Here is a 15,671-nt window from a genome sequence, read left to right as displayed (position 1 = left end):
CCACTACTTCAGTTTGCAAGGAGCAATCATGGACTCGACCCAGCACTACGAGGGGGAAAGGAAGCGCATCGAGAACCGCCGTACTGCATTGGGTCTCAAATACCTTGCCGCGCCGGCCGGCCAGCCTCCCAGGATCTGGGGGCTGGCGCTGTCTGGGGGCGGCATCCGCAGCGCCACCTTTTGCCTGGGGGTGCTGCAGGCGATGGCCCGGGCCGATGCACCGGAACAGGCCAACCCACGACCGTCGAAGACACCGCAAGACAACCTCACCACCACCCTGCTACCGCGTTTCGACTACCTCTGCACGGTCAGCGGCGGCGGTTATATCGGCAGTTTCTTCTCCAGCCTGTTCATCCCCAATCGCCTGCGCCGGGAGCAGGCCCAGGAGCGCGCCGAAGCCTCGCACCTGTCGCCCGCCCAGCAAGCGGCCAGGACCGCGGCGGTCAACGCCTATGAGGTCCTGCACTATGAGCCGCCGGGACGTATCAGCACCCACACCGACTACGCCAGCGTCAGCGACAAAGACATCGGCAAGGGCCCCACGGCCTGGCTCCGGGAGAACGGCCGCTACCTGACCCCGACCGGCTCGGGGGACGCGCTCTACGCCCTGGCGATCACCTGGCGCAACTGGCTGTCGCTGCACTTCGTCATCGGCATGCCGATCGTCCTGATCCTGTCGTTGCTGATGCTGTTGCAAGTGAAGTACCTGCCCAATCTGTTCCTGCTGCCCGGCGCGGTATTCCTCCTCGGCTTGCTGCCCTGCTGCCTGGCCTACTGGCTGGTGCTGCCGAAAAACAGCCTGAGCAATCCTCCGGCCCTGAGCAACCTGGCGGCCGTGGCTTGCACGGTGATGGCGCTGCTCTTCATCGGCATCTGGGCGCTGCTGCAACAGCCGGACGACAGGCCCAACGTGCGCCACCTGTTCCTCGGGTTCGCCGCCATCGCGCTGCTGGGCATCGCCTACGCCTGGCTGCTGATCTGGCGCCTGAAATACAGCACCCGCAAGGCCAACGACGAAGACGGGATCTTTACCGTGCGCAACTACCGGGTCGAGGTCACCCGGGTGCTGTCGCAGATCATCATGGCCCTCGGCGCGTTGCTGTTCGCCGCGTTCCTGGTGTCGCTCTCCGAAGCGATCTACCTGCACCTGCAGACCCTGACCCAGGGCTCCATCGGCATTCTCCCGCTGCTGATCTGGCTGGTGCGCCGCCTGGCGCTGTTGCGGGACGAGAAGAGCCTGCCGGACTGGCTGCGCCTGCTGCCCCTGGAGGTCATGAGCCTGGTCGGCGGCCTGCTGTTGCTGGCGGCGGTCTGCCTGGCGTGGATGCTGTTCGTGATATGGGTCACCGCCGATGGCAGCATCCGCCTGCAGGAAGACGGCTATGTGCTGCGGCTGGCCCTGCTGGCCGGGGTGGCGGCGGCCCTGACCTGGGTCAGCAGCCGCTTCGTCGGTTTCCTCAATACCTCGTCGTTGCAGTCCTACTACAGCGCGCGCCTGGTCCGCGCCTACATGGGCGCCACCAACGGCAAGCGCTTCGACGGTACGCCCGAGCAACGGCGCAAGCACATGAGCGTGGCCGAGCCACTGAGCAACGACGACATCAGCGTCGAGCACTACTACGGCACGCCGAACGCCGGCCCGCTGCACCTGATCAACGTGACCATGAACCTCACGGTCGACCCCGCCGAGCAACTGGTGCAGCGCGACCGCAAGGGCAAGCCGCTGTGCCTGGCGCCGGGCAGCGTCAAGGGCGAAGGGGCCTTCATCCTCGATGGCAAGGTCTATCAGCGCGACCTGGAGAATATCCCCGCTTCGGAAATCGCCTACCCGCTGACCATCGGCCAGTGGATCGGCGTTTCCGGCGCGGCCTTCACTACCGGCCTGGGACGCGCCACCAGCCTGGGCATGTCGCTGCTGCTGGGCCTGGCCAACGTGCGCCTGGGCAACTGGTGGCCCAGCCGCTTTATCGACACTAAACCGGAAAAGCCCAGGCAATCCCTGGGCCTGAAGCTGTCGCGCTGGCTACCGACCCAGACCTACCTGTTCTACGAACTGACCGCGCACTTCCATGGCCATCGGCGCGCCTATCAGTACCTCTCGGACGGCGGCCACTTCGAGAACACGGCGGCCTATGAACTGCTGCGCCAGGAGCGCCAGGTCGAGTTGATCGTGATGTGCGACTGTGGCTGCGATCCCGATTACCGGTTCGACGACCTGAGCAATCTCATCCGCCTGGCGCGTATCGACCACGGCCTGGAGATCAGGGAAGACGCAGAGATCATCGGGGACGATGTACTGGGCAAAGTGTTCGGGCGCATGGAGGACTTCAAGATCGCGCCGTCGCCGGCGGACCCGCATTGCGCGCTGCTGCTCAACGTCTACGCCTGCACCGAGCCGGACACCCTGGTCAGTCGCATCCTGGTGCTCAAGCCCCGGCTGATCCCCTCGGTATCGCCGGATGTGCAGAACTACGCGCTGATCAACACGTCCTTCCCCAACCAGCCCACCGTCGACCAGTTCTTCGACGAGGCGCAGTTCGAAAGCTACCGCCAGCTCGGCTTGAGCATCGGCCAGCAGGTCTTCGGCAAGGGGGGCAACGGCGATGCCATCGCCCAGGCACTGTGGCGCTACCTGCGCGACCACCCTGTGGGAAGCGCGCACGAGGATGACCAGCCCAAGCCGCCGCGGCCGAGCCGCAATGGCCAGCGCCGCCCTTCGGCAGACAGGCCTCCCCGCGCATGACACTGGAAATGGCGCCGACCCTGCGGGCCCGCGGCGAGGAACAGCTCAACGCTGGCCGCGGCGCAGGGTCTCGCTCGGCAGTTCCTTGAACAGCGCGCGGTAGCTGCTGGAAAACCGCCCGAGGTGCCAGAACGACCAGCGCATGGCCACCTCGGCCACGGTGGTTTCGTCCGGGCCGCGGCGCAGCAGTTCGCGGTGCGCGCTGTTCAGCCGGCGCAGGCGCAGCCACTGGGTCGGCGCCATGCCGGCGAAGGCCTTGAACGCGCCTTGCAACTGGCGCAGGGAAACCCCGGCCACCTGCGCCAATTCCAGCAGGTTGAGGCTGTCTTCCGGGCCGTCCGCCGCCCACTGCGCCACCCGCTGCATGATCGCCCGCTCCTCGGCGCGCCGGCGCAGGCCGCCACCGTCCAGGCGCACGCAGGCGTTGTCGAGGATAAACAGGCAGTCCTCGAGCAACTGCTGGGTCAGGGCTTCGCGGCTGGGTGGGTCGAGGGTCTGCGACAGGCGGGTCAGGGTCGTGCTGAGCCAGCGGCTGAACAAGGCGTTCTGCCCGCAGTTGAGCGGCGCCAGGAACAGGCCGTCGAGGCGCTGCGCGTCGAGGCCATGGCCGCGGACGAATTCCGGGCCGAACACCACGGCGATTTCCTGGTAGTTCTCCGGGGTGATCCAGATGTTGCGGCTCTCGCCGTTGAGCAGGTAGAGGGCGTTGTCGCTGCGATCGAAACAGAACGCCAGGGAGTCCTGCGGCGCGCTGAAATTCTGCTCGACCCGGGTGTTCATGCACTCCTCGTAGATCTGCACCCCTTGCAGGTCCAGATAACGCACCTGCCCGGCGAAATGCCCGGGCGACATCTGCTGGTAATGCTGCACCCAACCCGGGGTGGCACGGATCTGATCGGCCACATCGAAGGTGTTGAAGGCCTGGACCTGAAGAGCTGTCGACGCTGTCATGAAGGGACCTTGCGCACTCTTTTGGTGCGCTTTGGTGCTGCTTAAAGTGGATAGATGGAACCGCGAGGCTTGCCCAAGATAGTCGTCAACGCGCCACAGGGGAAGCCTTGATGGGCGACTCCAAGTGCTGGCGCGTCACCGACAATCATTGACGAGGTCCTTATGAATGCCCCTTTCGATCAGCTGTCTACCTGGCTGAAAGAACACAAGATTACCGAAGTGGAGTGTGTGGTCAGCGACCTGACCGGCATCGCCCGCGGCAAGATAGCGCCCACCAACAAGTTCCTGCATGAGCGAGGCATGCGCCTGCCGGAAAGTGTGCTGTTGCAAACGGTAACCGGGGACTTCGTCGACGACGACATCTACTACGACCTGCTGGACCCGGCGGACATCGACATGGTCTGCCGCCCCGACGCCTCGGGCATTTACCTGGTGCCCTGGGCCATCGAGCCGACCGCCATCGTCATCCACGACACCTTCGACAAGTTCGGCAACCCCATCGAACTGTCGCCGCGCAACGTGCTGAAGAAAGTCCTGCGGCTGTACGCCGACAAGGGCTGGCAGCCGATCGTCGCGCCGGAGATGGAGTTCTACCTGACCCAGCGCTGCGAAGACCCGGACCTGCCGCTGAAGGCGCCGCTGGGCCGCTCCGGCCGGGCCGAAAGCGGGCGTCAGTCGTTCTCCATCGACGCCGCCAACGAATTCGACCCGCTGTTCGAGGACGTCTACGACTGGTGCGAAGCCCAGGGCCTGGACCTCGATACGCTGATCCACGAAGACGGCCCGGCGCAGATGGAAATCAACTTCCGCCACGGCGACGCCCTCGACCTGGCCGACCAGATCACCGTGTTCAAGCGCACCCTGCGCGAGGCCGCGCTCAAGCACAATGTCACCGCCACCTTCATGGCCAAGCCGGTGGCCGACGAACCCGGCAGCGCCATGCACCTGCACCAGAGCGTGGTCGACAGCGCCACCGGCAAGCCGATCTTCGCCGACGCCGAGGGCCGCATGAGCGAGCTGTTCCGCCACCATATCGGCGGCCTGCAGAAGTACATCCCCAAGGTGCTGCCGATGTTCGCGCCCAACGTCAATTCGTTCCGCCGCTTCCTGCCGGACACCTCGGCGCCGGTCAACGTCGAATGGGGCGAAGAGAACCGCACCGTCGGCCTGCGCGTGCCGACCTCCGGCCCGGAAGCCATGCGCGTGGAAAACCGCTTGCCCGGCGCCGACGCCAACCCTTACCTGGCCATCGCCGCGAGCCTGCTGTGCGGCTACCTGGGCATGGTCGAGGGCATCGAGCCGAGCGCCGCGGTGGAAGGCCGGGCCTATGAGCGGCGCAACCTGCGCCTGCCGATCACCATCGAAGACGCCCTGACCCGCATGGAAGAGTGCCCGACCATCGAGCGTTACCTGGGCAGCAAGTTCGTGCGCGGCTACGTCGCGGTGAAACGCGCCGAGCACGAGAACTTCAAGCGCGTGATCAGCTCCTGGGAGCGCGAGTTCCTGTTGCTCAGCGTCTGAGGCCTGCGCGATTCGGGCGCTGCCGCGCACACCGTTGTAGCCGCTGCCGAGCAACGCGAGGCTGCGGCTACAGGGCTACAGGGCTTCATGAATTTGGCAAACCAATAACAACCGCAAAAAGGGGTATCGCTATGCGTCTATGGAAATCGGTGGCTCCGCTGGCCCTCACGGTGCTGTTCGGCGCCACGGCCCAGGCCGAATCGACAGTCAGCGTGTACAACTGGACCGACTATATCGGCGAGACCACCCTCGCCGACTTCCAGGCAAAAACCGGGACCCGGGTCATCTATGACGTCTTCGACTCCAACGAAACCCTGGAGGGCAAGCTGCTGGCCGGCCGCACCGGCTATGACCTGGTGGTACCGTCCAACCACTTCCTGGCGCGGCAGGTCAAGGCCGGGGCCTTTCTCAAGCTGGACCGCGCGCAGTTGCCGAACTGGCAGAACCTCGACCCGAAACTGCTGGCCCTGCTGGAGCAGAACGACCCCGGCAACCAGTACTCGGTGCCTTACCTGTGGGGCACCAACGGCATCGGCTACAACGTCGACAAGGTCAAGCAGGTGCTGGGCGTCGACAGCATCGATTCCTGGGCGGTGTTCTTCGAACCGGAGAATCTGAAAAAGCTCAGCCAGTGCGGGGTGTCGATGATGGACTCGCCGGACGAAGTGTTCCCGGCGATGCTCAACTACCTGGGCCTGGACCCGCGCAGCGAAAACCCCGCGGACTACAAGAAAGCCGAAGCCAAGCTGCTGGCGATCCGCCCGTACATCACCTACTTCCACTCCTCCAAGTACGTCTCGGACCTGGCCAACGGCAACATCTGCCTGGCCTTCGGTTATTCCGGCGACGTGTTCCAGGCCGCCAACCGCGCCAAGGAAGCCAAGAACGGGGTGAAGATCGCCTATTCGATTCCCAAGGAAGGCAGCAACCTGTGGTTCGACCTGCTGGCGATCCCGGCGGACGCCAGCAATCCCAAGGAAGCCCATGCCTTCATCAACAACCTGCTGGATCCGCAAGTGATCGCCAAGGTCAGCGCCTATGTCGGCTACGCCAACCCCAACCCGGCATCGCAGCAATACATGGACCCCGAGCTGGTGAACAACCCCGAGGTCTACCCACCCCAGGCGGTGCTCGACAAGCTGTACATCTCCAGCACCCAGAGCCCGCAGACCATGCGCCTGATGACCCGCGCCTGGAGCAAAGTGAAGTCCAACCAATGAACCGGCACAGCCCTGCGCAACACACCCGCTCCTACTACGCCGCCTCGGCCAACGCGCTGCCGGACTACCCGCCGCTGAATGCCGACCTCAGCGCCGATGTCTGCGTGATCGGCGGTGGCTTCACCGGGGTCAACACCGCCATCGAACTGGCGCAGCGCGGCCTCTCGGTGATCCTCCTGGAAGCCCGGCGCATCGGCTGGGGCGCCAGCGGGCGCAACGGCGGGCAACTGATCCGCGGCATCGGCCACGACGTCAGCGGCTTCGCCCGCTACGTCGGCGCCGAGGGCGTGCGTTACCTGGAACAGGCCGGCATCGACTCGGTGGCGCTGGTCGGCCAGCGCGTGCGCGAACACGACATCGATTGCGACCTGCGCTGGGGCTTCTGCGAGCTGGCCAACACCCAGGCCCAGTTCGCCGCGTTCCAGGCCGAGCAGGAACACCTCGCGGCCCTGGGCTACGTGCATGAAACCCGCCTGGTCGCCCCACAGGACATGGCCCGGGTGGTGGCGTCCTCGGCCTATGCCGGGGGCCTGGTGGACCTGGGTTCCGGGCACCTGCACCCGCTCAACCTGGTGCTTGGCGAGGCCGCCCTGGCCCGGACGCTGGGGGTGCGGATCTTCGAGCAGAGCCCGGTGCTGGAGCTGATCCACGGCGACAGCGTGCGGGTGCGTTGCGCCAGCGGCACCGTGCGCGCCGGCAGCCTGGTGCTGGCCTGCAACGCCCACCTGGATGACCTGGAGCCACGCCTCGCCGGCAAGGTGCTGCCGGCCGGCAGCTACATCATCGCCACCGAGCCCCTGGCGCCGGCCCTGGCCGCCGAACTGATCCCGCAGAACCTGGCGCTGTGCGACCAGAAGGTCGGCCTCGACTATTACCGGCTCTCGGCGGACCGCCGCCTGCTGTTCGGCGGCGCCTGCCACTACTCCGGGCGCGACCCGGCGGACATCGGCGCCTATATGCGGCCGAAGCTGCTCAAGGTGTTCCCGCAGCTGGCGAATGTACGCATCGACTACCAATGGGGCGGCAAGATCGGCATCACCGCCAACCGTTTCCCCCAGGTCGGGCGCCTACGGCAGTACCCCAATGTGTATTACGCCCAGGGTTACTCCGGGCATGGGCTCAACGTCAGCCACTGGACCGCGCGCCTGCTGGCCGAGGCCATCCACGCCGGCCACAGCCAGGGCCTGGACATCTTCAGCGCAGTGCCGCACATGACCTTCCCTGGCGGCCCCGCCCTGCGCGCGCCGCTGCTGGCGCTGGGCATGCTGTGGCATCGGTTGCGCGAGGTGCTGGGCTGAAAGCTCAACGGCTTTGCCCGCGGTTTCTCGGCTGAGGCGCCCGACGCCTTCGCCGGCTGTTCGCCCCGACCATTGCCACCCGGGCTGGCCTGAAGCCTCGACCAGTGCGAAGATGCGCGCCGCAAATCGGCTTGCTAAGGAATGGCATCATCAAAGCGCTCACTGCTCTCGTCCTGCTCGGCACACTCGCCCTCTCGGGCTGCGGCACCCTGATGGCCCGTGCCAGCAATCAATACATTTCCTACGACGTCTACAAAGGCACCCAGCAAAATATCCAGCTGCTGACCATGCGTGACGCCCGCGGCTACGACGGCTACGCCACTATCTACTGCTGGATGAGCATCGTCTGCCCGCTGGTGGCGGTGGTAAGCCTGCCGGTGGATGCGGCGGTCGATACCGTGCTGCTGCCCTACGACGCCAAGGGCGTTTATTACTGAAGCCGCGGACTGCCGCTGGCGGCATGGGTGAATGGACTGCCGCCGTCATCTCTGACAAGCACCGGCAAACCGCCCCCGCTCAGTCCGCCACCACTCGCTCGGCCACCACCCCACGCAACCGGCACGGCACGCCCAGGCGGTCGAGCCGTGGCCGGCCGAACAGGTAGCCCTGGCCCCATTCGCCACCGCAGGCCGTGGCCAGGGCGCGGTCGGCTTCGCTCTCGATGCCTTCGATGATCACGCAGGGCGCCAGGGTCTTGCACAGCTGCACCAGGTGTTTCAGGGTCTGCACGCTGTTGGGTTCGCTGCGGGCGCGTTGCAGGTAACCCTGGTCGATCTTGACCATGTCGGGGCAGGTCCGGCGGATGAACTCCAGGGTGCCGAGGCCGGCGCCGAAGTCGTCCACCGCCACCCGGCAGCCCAGCTCGCGCAGGCACAAGACAAACTCGATGGCCGCCTCGGTGCTCGGCGGCGTGGCGCTTTCGGTGATTTCGATCACCAGCCGCGCGGCCACTGAAGGGGCGTCGCGCAACTGCGCGAGGGTGGCGGACCAGAACGGATCGACGATCGCGCTCTGCGCCGAGATGTTGCAACCCAGGCGCAGGTGCTCGTCGTCCAGCAGGCGCTCGATCACGCCCTCCACCACGCTGCGGTCCAGCTCGCGCATCAGCTGATGGCGTTCGAGCATGGCGAACGGGTAGACGCCATTGCCGGGCTGTTCGACATGGCGCAGCAAACCTTCCAGGTACAGCACCCGGCTAGTGTCGGGCAGCCGCACCACCGGCTGGAAGGCCAGCGCCAGTCGCCCCTGCGCCAGTTCCCGATAGAAGTCTTTGACGCTTTGCATGACAGATCCGTAGTCGAAGCGGCGACAGCGCGCCGGGTGGGCTTGGCCAGGATGCGTCGGCGCGCCCGACGTGATAATGGCTCATTGCTATTTATGATCCCCCCTGCCCGGACGGCTCGAAAGTGTTCCCGGATACCTTTCGTTTGTCCTTGGAAACACCGCACCGCCCTTTCTCGACTGTGGCCCGAGGTTTATTGCGATCATGCGCCAGCGCCAATGACATCAATTAGCCACCAGTCCAGGAAGTACTATGCACAGAATGACCGGCACCAGTTTCCGGGTGCTTGCCGATGTCCTGACCGACGCCGGAGTCAAGGTCGAGGCCTTGCTCAAGCGCCACGGCAGCAGCCATCAGGAGACCTGTGAAAACCCCATGGGCGTCAGGCTGGAGCTGGTCTACGCGTTGCTGCAAGACGCCGTGCAGCTGTGCGGCAACCCGGACCTCGGCCTGCTGGCGTACACCAAGGCCCACCCGGCCAACCTGGAAGTGCTCGGCTACGCGCTGATGTCCGGCGCCACCCTGGACACCGCTCTGCAACGCCTGGTGGACTATCACTCGCTGGTCAGCAACGGCTTCTACCTGTGCCTGGAGCGCAGCCCCCAGGCCGTCACCCTGATCGGCTTCGACATCGCCCTCGAACCGGGCCTGGTGCCGCGGGCCTTCATCGATGCCGGCGCGGCGCAGACCCTGGGCCTGGTGCACTGGCTGCTGCCCGGGCACAAGCCGCAACCGCTGGCGGCGAGCTTCACCTACCCGCGCCCGCCCGACACCCGCGCCCTGGAGCGTCTGCTGGGCGCCAACCTGCTGTTCGACGCGCCCTACAACAGCCTGAGCTTCAGCCCGCGCGATTGCGCCATGGCCCTGCCCAGCGCCGACCCGGCCCTGGACGTGCTGCACATGGAATACGCGCGAACCCGCCTCAAGCTGCTGCTCGACGGCTCGATGACCGCGCGGGTAAGGCGGGTGTTGTCCGAGCGCCTGGCCCAGGGCGGGCCCAGCGACCTGCGGCACATCGCGCAGCTGGTGGGGGTCAGCAGCCGCAGCCTGCAGCGACGCCTGGGCAACGAAGACATGCATTTCTCGGCGCTGCTCGACGAGGCGCGGTTGATGCTGGCCCACAGTTTCCTGCGCAACTCGGCGCGCAGCGTCAAGTACATCGGCGCCCTGCTTGGCTTTCGCGACCAGAGCAGCTTTCACAAGGCCTGCCGCCGCTGGTTCGGCATGACCCCGGGGCGTTATCGCCAGGAAGGCTGAAGACAGCAAAACGCCGGGCACAAGTCCCGGCGTTTTTTCAAGGTGCGGCAGCGCTTGCTCAGCGATGGCTGGCCTGCAATGGCGGCTGTGCCTGGGGCATGGCCGAGGAATGGTGGTTGAGGATCTTCCACTGGCCGTCGATGCGCTCGTAGAGGAAGGTGTAGCGCGCCTGGACCTGGCGGGTCGCGCCACCGGCCTCGTGCAGGGTGAAGGTGTAGACGCCGCTGTCCATGGCCGCATCCGCGCCCAGGTGGCGGATTTCCCGGTAGTTGATCTGGCCCACCGGCTTGCCCGCGAGGAAGTGCTCGAAGTAGTCCTGGATCTGCGCCGGGGTGGTGCGCACCTGGTTCGACACGGTCGGCTGGAGGATCGCATCGGCGGCGTAAAGACTGGTTACGTTTTTTGCGCTGCCGGTTTGCAGGGCCGCGTTCCAGCGATCGAACAGGCCGGCGATCTCCCGGTCGCCCTGGTTCTGCGGCTGCGCGGCGACGGTGCGGTACACATAAGGCGTGGCGTCCAGGGCCTGGGCCAGGGGCGCGGTCAGCGCCAGTAACAGGGCGATGGCGGTGGTTGGCAGTTTCATCGGAAGGCTCCAGTGGGTTTCAATGCGCCCACTTTGCCCACCCGCTGCTGCCTCGCCATCGGCCAACCGGTGCCGGCGGCCTATGCCATTCGGCAGATAGGCCCACAGCCGGCAACCGGGTCTAATGCCTGCTCGCGAGCGCACGCCCTTCACGCTGGAGCCTGTTTTTCATGCAAAGCCCGACCCACGACCCCGGCAGCGCCCTGGCCATTCGCAGCCAGTATCGCCAGGCGCAAAGCCGCGCGGCGCGCCTGCGCCTGCTGGTGGACACCGGCCAGGAACTGACCCAGTTGCCGCCCGCGGCCATGCGCCAGCGCGCCCTGCAACGGGCCTGTGCCTTTATGGCGATGGACCACGGCCTGCTGCTGGAATGGCACCCCGCCCAGCCGCCCCAGGCCACCGCCCAGCACGGCGGCAGCGAACGCCTGGCCGCCCTGCATGAGCTGGCCAGGTCTGCGACCCCGCACCCCGAATGGCTGCCGCAGACCGATGCCGCCCTGCCCCAGGTGCTGCGCATTCCCCTGCCCGGCGCCGACGGCCAGGCCTTCGGCGCCTTGCTGCTGGCCAACAGCGTGGCCCTGGCCGCACCCGACAGCGAGGATCTGGAATCCCTGCAACTGCTCGCCACCCTGCTGGCGGCGCACCTGGAAAACCAGCGCTTGCTCCAGGCCCTGCAAGCCCGGGAACGCACCATGTCGGAACTGGTGCACCGGCTGTTCAGCGCTCAGGAAGACGAACGCAAGCGCGTGGCGTACGACCTGCACGACGGCCTGGCGCAAACCCTGGCCGGGCTGCACCAGCGCCTGCAGGGGTTTGCCGGGCGCTGCCCGACATTGCCACAAGAGCTGCACAGCGAGCTGCAAACCATCCTGACCCTGGCCCAGGGCTGCGTCGGCGAGGGCCGGCAGTTGATCGGCGGCCTGCGCCCCAACGTGCTGGACGACTTTGGCCTGTACAAGGCTATCGACAAGGAAGCCGACCGCCTGCGCGACGCCGGTCTCGAGGTGCACTGGCGGCAACAGTCCAGCGCGCGCCTGCCGGGCGCCAGCGAGATCGCCCTGTTCCGCATCGCCCAGGAAGGCATCAACAACATCCTCAAGCATGCCCGCGCCAGCCGCGTCGAACTGAGCCTGCAACTGGCCGACGGCCAGGCCGCGCTGGCGCTGGCAGACAACGGCGTCGGCTTCGCCCTGGGCACCCCGCTGTCCAGCTGCGGCAGCCAGCACCTGGGCCTGGCGGCGATGCGGGAGCGCGCCAGCCTGCTGGGCGGCGAGCTGTCCTGGCACAGCGCCCCCGGCCACGGTACCCGCCTGCTGGCCCGGGTGCCGCTGCCCGCTGCTGGAGAACAGCCATGAACCCTGCCCTGCGCCTGGTGCTGGCGGACGACCATGAAGTCACCCGCACCGGTTTTGTCGCCCTGCTGGCCGGCCACCCGGAGTTCGAGGTGGTCGGCCAGGCCCGGGATGGCCAGGAAGCCCTCGAGCTGTGCGAGCGCCTGCAACCGGACATCGCCATCCTCGACATCCGCATGCCGCTGCTCAACGGCCTGGGCGCCGCGCGCCTGCTGCAACAGCGGCAACCGGCGATCAAGGTGGTGATCTTCACCATGGACGACAGCCCCGATCACCTGGAAGCGGCGATTGCCGCCGGCGCTGTCGGCTACCTGCTCAAGGACGCCAGCCGCGGCGAAGTGCTCGGCGCCCTGCAGCGGGTGGCCCAGGGCGAGGAAGCCCTCAACAGCAGCGTCAGCGCCCGGCTGCTGCGGCGCATGGCCGAACGCAACGCCGGCGGCAGCGCCCAGGCCGCAACCCTGACCGCCCGCGAACGTCAGGTGCTGGGCCTGGTGGCCGGCGGTTTCAGCAACCGCGAGATCGGCGAAAAGCTCGGCATCACCACCGGCACCGCCAAGGCCCATGTGGAACGGGTGATCGGCAAGCTCGGCGCGGCGGACCGCACCCAGGCCGCGGTGCGCGGCATCGCCCTGGGGCTGGTGGCGCAGCCCGCGGGAGACTGGCCATGAGGCTGCTGGCCAGCCGGCACTGGCTCGACCTGCCCCTGCGCGGCAAGGCGCTGGTGGTGATCTCCCTGCCGCTGGTGATCCTGCTGCTGTCGCTGGTGCTGATCTACATCACCGAACGCCAGACCGCCCGCGCCGAGGAAGACGTGCGCCGGGTGCTGCTGGTGCAGGGCGACATCCAGACCGTGCACACCCTGCTGGCCGAAGCGGCGGCCAGCGTGCGCGGCTACCTGCTAACCCGCCGCGAAGACTTCCTGCCCAGCTACGAACGTGCCCAGCCGCTGATCCAGGCCGCGCTGCAACGGCTGGACAGCAACATTCGCGATGCGCGCATGCGCGACCACCTCAAGGCCATCGCCCCGCTGATCGGCCACAAGCTCGACGGCCTGGTGGCCCTGCGCAACGGCCGGCCCGACGACAGCGCCAGCATCACCGCGATCCTGATCGAGAACAAACAGGTGCTGGACGTGCTGCGCGAGCAGATCAGCGCCATGCGCATCCGCGAAGACGGCTTGCTCGCCGAGCGCAGCGCCGCGGCCTCGGCGACCCGCATGCGCCTGCTGCTGGCCACGCTGCTGGCGGCGCTCTGCGGCCTGTTCGGGGCGATTGTCGCGGTGCTGTTCTTGTCCAAGGGCATAGTCGCCCGGGTGCAGCAGGTGCAAGGCAACGCCCAGCGCCTGGCCCTCGGCCAACCGTTGCGCCCGCAAGCCCCGGAACAGGACGAAATCGGCCAGCTCGGCACCCGCCTGGTGGAAGCCGGGCAACTGCTGGCCGAGCGCGAGCGGGCCCTGCGCGACAACGAAGAACGCTTGCGGCTGATCATCGACGGGGTCAAGGACTACGGGATCTTCGCCCTCGACACCCAAGGCCGGGTCACCACCTGGAACGCCGGCGCCGAGCGGATCAAGGGCTACAGCGAACAGGAAATCCTCGGCCGGCACTTCTCGCTGTTCTACCTGGCGGAAGAATGCCCGGCGCACCCGGACATGGCCCTGCGCGAAGCCACCCGCGACGGCCATTACATGGAAGAGGCCTGGCGCTGCCGCAAGGACGGCAGCCGCTTCTGGGCCAGCGTGGTGATCACCGCGCAGTACGATGCCAGCGGCGCGTTGCGCGGTTTCTCCAAGATCACCCGCGACATCACCGACCGCCGCGCCGCGGAAATCGCCCTGCGTACCGCCCGCGAGGAAGCCGAAAGCGCCAGCCGCGCCAAGAGCGAATTCCTCTCGCGCATGAGCCACGAACTGCGCACCCCACTCAACGCCATCCTCGGTTTCGCGCAACTGCTGGACATGGACTCGCCGAGCGGCCAGCGGCCCCAGGTCGGGCATATCCTGCGCGCCGGCCAGCACCTGCTGACTTTGATCAACGAGGTGCTGGACATCGCCCGCATCGAGGCCGGGCACCTGGCGCTGAATGTCGAGCCGATCGCCCTGGCCGCGGTGCTGCACGAGGCCCTGACCCTGGTCTCGCCGATGGCCACCGACGCCGGCATCCAGCTGGCCGCCCTGCCCGCGCTGAGCGAGCACTGCGGGGTGATCGCCGACCGCCAGCGGCTGATCCAGGTGCTGCTCAACCTGCTGTCCAACGCCATCAAGTACAACCGGCCCCGGGGCCAGGTGCGGATCGCGGTCAAGGTGCTCGACACCCGGGTCGAAGTAGCAGTCAGCGACACCGGCGCCGGCATTCCCCTGGAGCGCCTGGACCAGTTGTTCCGGCCCTTCGAACGCCTGGGCGCCGACCCGCGGGTGGAAGGCACCGGCCTGGGCCTGGCCCTGAGCAAGAGCCTGCTGGAAATGATGGACGGCAGCCTGCGGGTGCACAGCACGCCGGGCCAGGGCTGCTGCTTTACCTTGCAACTGCCCTTTGTCCAGGTGGCCGCGACCGGCGCGCCCCTGGCCCTGGAGCAACAGCTATTGGAACAACCGACGGCGGTACTGCCGGCCCGGGTCGAGGCTGGGGCATACCGGGGCCAGGTGTTGTGCATCGAAGACAACCTGTCGAGCCTGGCGCTGATCGAAACCCTGCTGCAACGCCGCCCGGGCATTCGCCTGCTGTCGAGCATGCAGGGCCAGATGGGCCTGGACCTGGCGCGCCAGCATGCACCGCAACTGATCCTGCTGGACGTCAGCCTGCCGGACCTTGCAGGCCTGGAAGTGCTGCGCCGGCTGCGGGAGTCGCCGACCACCGCCAGCACCCCGGTGCTGATGATCACCGCCGACGCCAGTGCCCTGACCCACCGCGCCCTGTTGCAGGCCGGGGCCACGGCGATCCTGACCAAGCCCATTCATATCCCGGCGTTTCTCGCCCACCTTGAGCAACATTTACCGGAGCCCGCATGAACCACGATTTGCGCATCCTGATCATCGACGACCAGCGCCCCAACCTCGAGCTGATGGAGCAGCTGTTGGCCCGCGAAGGCCTGCACAACGTGCTGAGCAGCACCCAGCCGCTGCGCACCCTGGAGCTGTTCAACAGCTTCGAGCCGGACCTGGTGATCCTCGACCTGCACATGCCCGAATTCGACGGCTTCGCCGTGCTCGAACAGCTCAACCGACGGATCCCGGCCCACGATTACCTGCCGATCCTGGTGCTGACCGCCGACGCCACCCGCGACACCCGCCTGCGTGCCCTGGCCCTGGGCGCCCGCGACTTCATCAGCAAGCCGCTGGACGCCCTGGAAACCCTGCTGCGGATCTGGAACCTGCTGGAAACCCGCGCCCTGTACAAAGCCCTGCGCCAGCAGGTGCCGGCGCAGCAGATCGAGCTGCTGCGCCGGCATCGGCAGTGAGTGGGTTG

The 15,671-nt window shown here is 67.1% G+C and carries 13 protein-coding genes; 10 read left to right on the top strand and 3 right to left on the bottom strand.

The window, feature by feature from the left end; all coding sequences use genetic code 11:
- Positions 1–28 precede the first annotated feature (28 nt).
- A complete protein-coding gene (locus AC07Y9_RS16080; protein WP_102679789.1) occupies positions 29–2,743 on the top strand; it encodes a hypothetical protein in 2,715 nt (904 codons plus the stop codon).
- A 45-nt stretch (positions 2,744–2,788) separates the two neighbouring features.
- Here AC07Y9_RS16080 and AC07Y9_RS16075 read toward each other — a convergent pair whose 3' ends face one another.
- Entirely contained in the window at positions 2,789–3,694 is a 906-nt protein-coding gene (locus AC07Y9_RS16075; protein ID WP_007925420.1) for a helix-turn-helix domain-containing protein, read from the bottom strand.
- A 162-nt stretch (positions 3,695–3,856) separates the two neighbouring features.
- Between AC07Y9_RS16075 and AC07Y9_RS16070 the strand changes: the two genes are divergently transcribed.
- From AC07Y9_RS16070 to AC07Y9_RS16055, 4 genes are all read left to right on the top strand, one after another.
- Positions 3,857–5,215 (top strand): glutamine synthetase family protein, encoded by a 1,359-nt coding sequence (locus AC07Y9_RS16070; protein WP_102679790.1) that lies wholly within the window; start codon positions 3,857–3,859, stop codon positions 5,213–5,215.
- A 131-nt stretch (positions 5,216–5,346) separates the two neighbouring features.
- On the top strand, positions 5,347–6,435 hold the full coding sequence (locus AC07Y9_RS16065; protein ID WP_102679791.1) for a polyamine ABC transporter substrate-binding protein: 1,089 nt from the start codon (positions 5,347–5,349) through the stop codon (positions 6,433–6,435).
- On the top strand, positions 6,432–7,733 hold the full coding sequence (locus AC07Y9_RS16060; protein WP_102679792.1) for an NAD(P)/FAD-dependent oxidoreductase: 1,302 nt from the start codon (positions 6,432–6,434) through the stop codon (positions 7,731–7,733). Before AC07Y9_RS16065 ends, AC07Y9_RS16060 begins: the two co-directional genes overlap by 4 nt.
- 131 nt (positions 7,734–7,864) lie before the next feature.
- Complete coding sequence (locus AC07Y9_RS16055; protein WP_102679793.1) at positions 7,865–8,170, top strand: YceK/YidQ family lipoprotein; 306 nt, start codon at positions 7,865–7,867, stop codon at positions 8,168–8,170.
- Positions 8,171–8,249: 79 nt separating this feature from the next.
- Here the strand turns inward: AC07Y9_RS16055 and AC07Y9_RS16050 are convergent, their stop codons facing one another.
- Entirely contained in the window at positions 8,250–9,017 is a 768-nt protein-coding gene (locus AC07Y9_RS16050) for an EAL domain-containing protein (protein WP_102679794.1), read from the bottom strand.
- A gap of 250 nt (positions 9,018–9,267) precedes the next feature.
- On the opposite strand from AC07Y9_RS16050, the gene AC07Y9_RS16045 reads away from it, so the two are divergent.
- The gene (locus AC07Y9_RS16045) at positions 9,268–10,272 is read left to right on the top strand and encodes an AraC family transcriptional regulator (RefSeq protein WP_102679795.1); all 1,005 of its coding nucleotides are present in this window, start codon (positions 9,268–9,270) and stop codon (positions 10,270–10,272) included.
- A gap of 58 nt (positions 10,273–10,330) precedes the next feature.
- Here the strand turns inward: AC07Y9_RS16045 and AC07Y9_RS16040 are convergent, their stop codons facing one another.
- Positions 10,331–10,855 carry an SgcJ/EcaC family oxidoreductase gene (locus tag AC07Y9_RS16040; protein WP_007929021.1) on the bottom strand — a complete coding sequence of 175 codons (525 nt, stop codon included), beginning with the start codon at positions 10,853–10,855 and terminating at the stop codon, positions 10,331–10,333.
- Between the two features lie 170 nt (positions 10,856–11,025).
- On the opposite strand from AC07Y9_RS16040, the gene AC07Y9_RS16035 reads away from it, so the two are divergent.
- The 4 genes from AC07Y9_RS16035 to AC07Y9_RS16020 are packed head-to-tail and all read left to right on the top strand — an operon-like array spanning position 11,026 to position 15,663.
- Complete coding sequence (locus tag AC07Y9_RS16035) at positions 11,026–12,210, top strand: sensor histidine kinase (protein WP_102690465.1); 1,185 nt, start codon at positions 11,026–11,028, stop codon at positions 12,208–12,210.
- Positions 12,207–12,875, top strand: a complete 669-nt coding sequence (locus tag AC07Y9_RS16030; RefSeq protein WP_053261314.1) for a response regulator — start codon at positions 12,207–12,209, stop codon at positions 12,873–12,875. The genes AC07Y9_RS16035 and AC07Y9_RS16030 overlap by 4 nt, the downstream gene beginning before the upstream one ends.
- Positions 12,872–15,214: an ATP-binding protein gene (locus AC07Y9_RS16025; RefSeq protein ID WP_102680899.1), complete on the top strand. Its 2,343-nt coding sequence runs from the start codon at positions 12,872–12,874 to the stop codon at positions 15,212–15,214. Before AC07Y9_RS16030 ends, AC07Y9_RS16025 begins: the two co-directional genes overlap by 4 nt.
- On the top strand, positions 15,211–15,663 hold the full coding sequence (locus AC07Y9_RS16020; RefSeq protein WP_009044010.1) for a response regulator: 453 nt from the start codon (positions 15,211–15,213) through the stop codon (positions 15,661–15,663). Before AC07Y9_RS16025 ends, AC07Y9_RS16020 begins: the two co-directional genes overlap by 4 nt.
- The last annotated feature ends 8 nt before the right edge of the window (positions 15,664–15,671 follow it).

This window comes from Pseudomonas sp. GW456-L12 (genome assembly GCF_059424045.1).
This window is presented reverse-complemented; position numbering and strand designations above follow the sequence as displayed.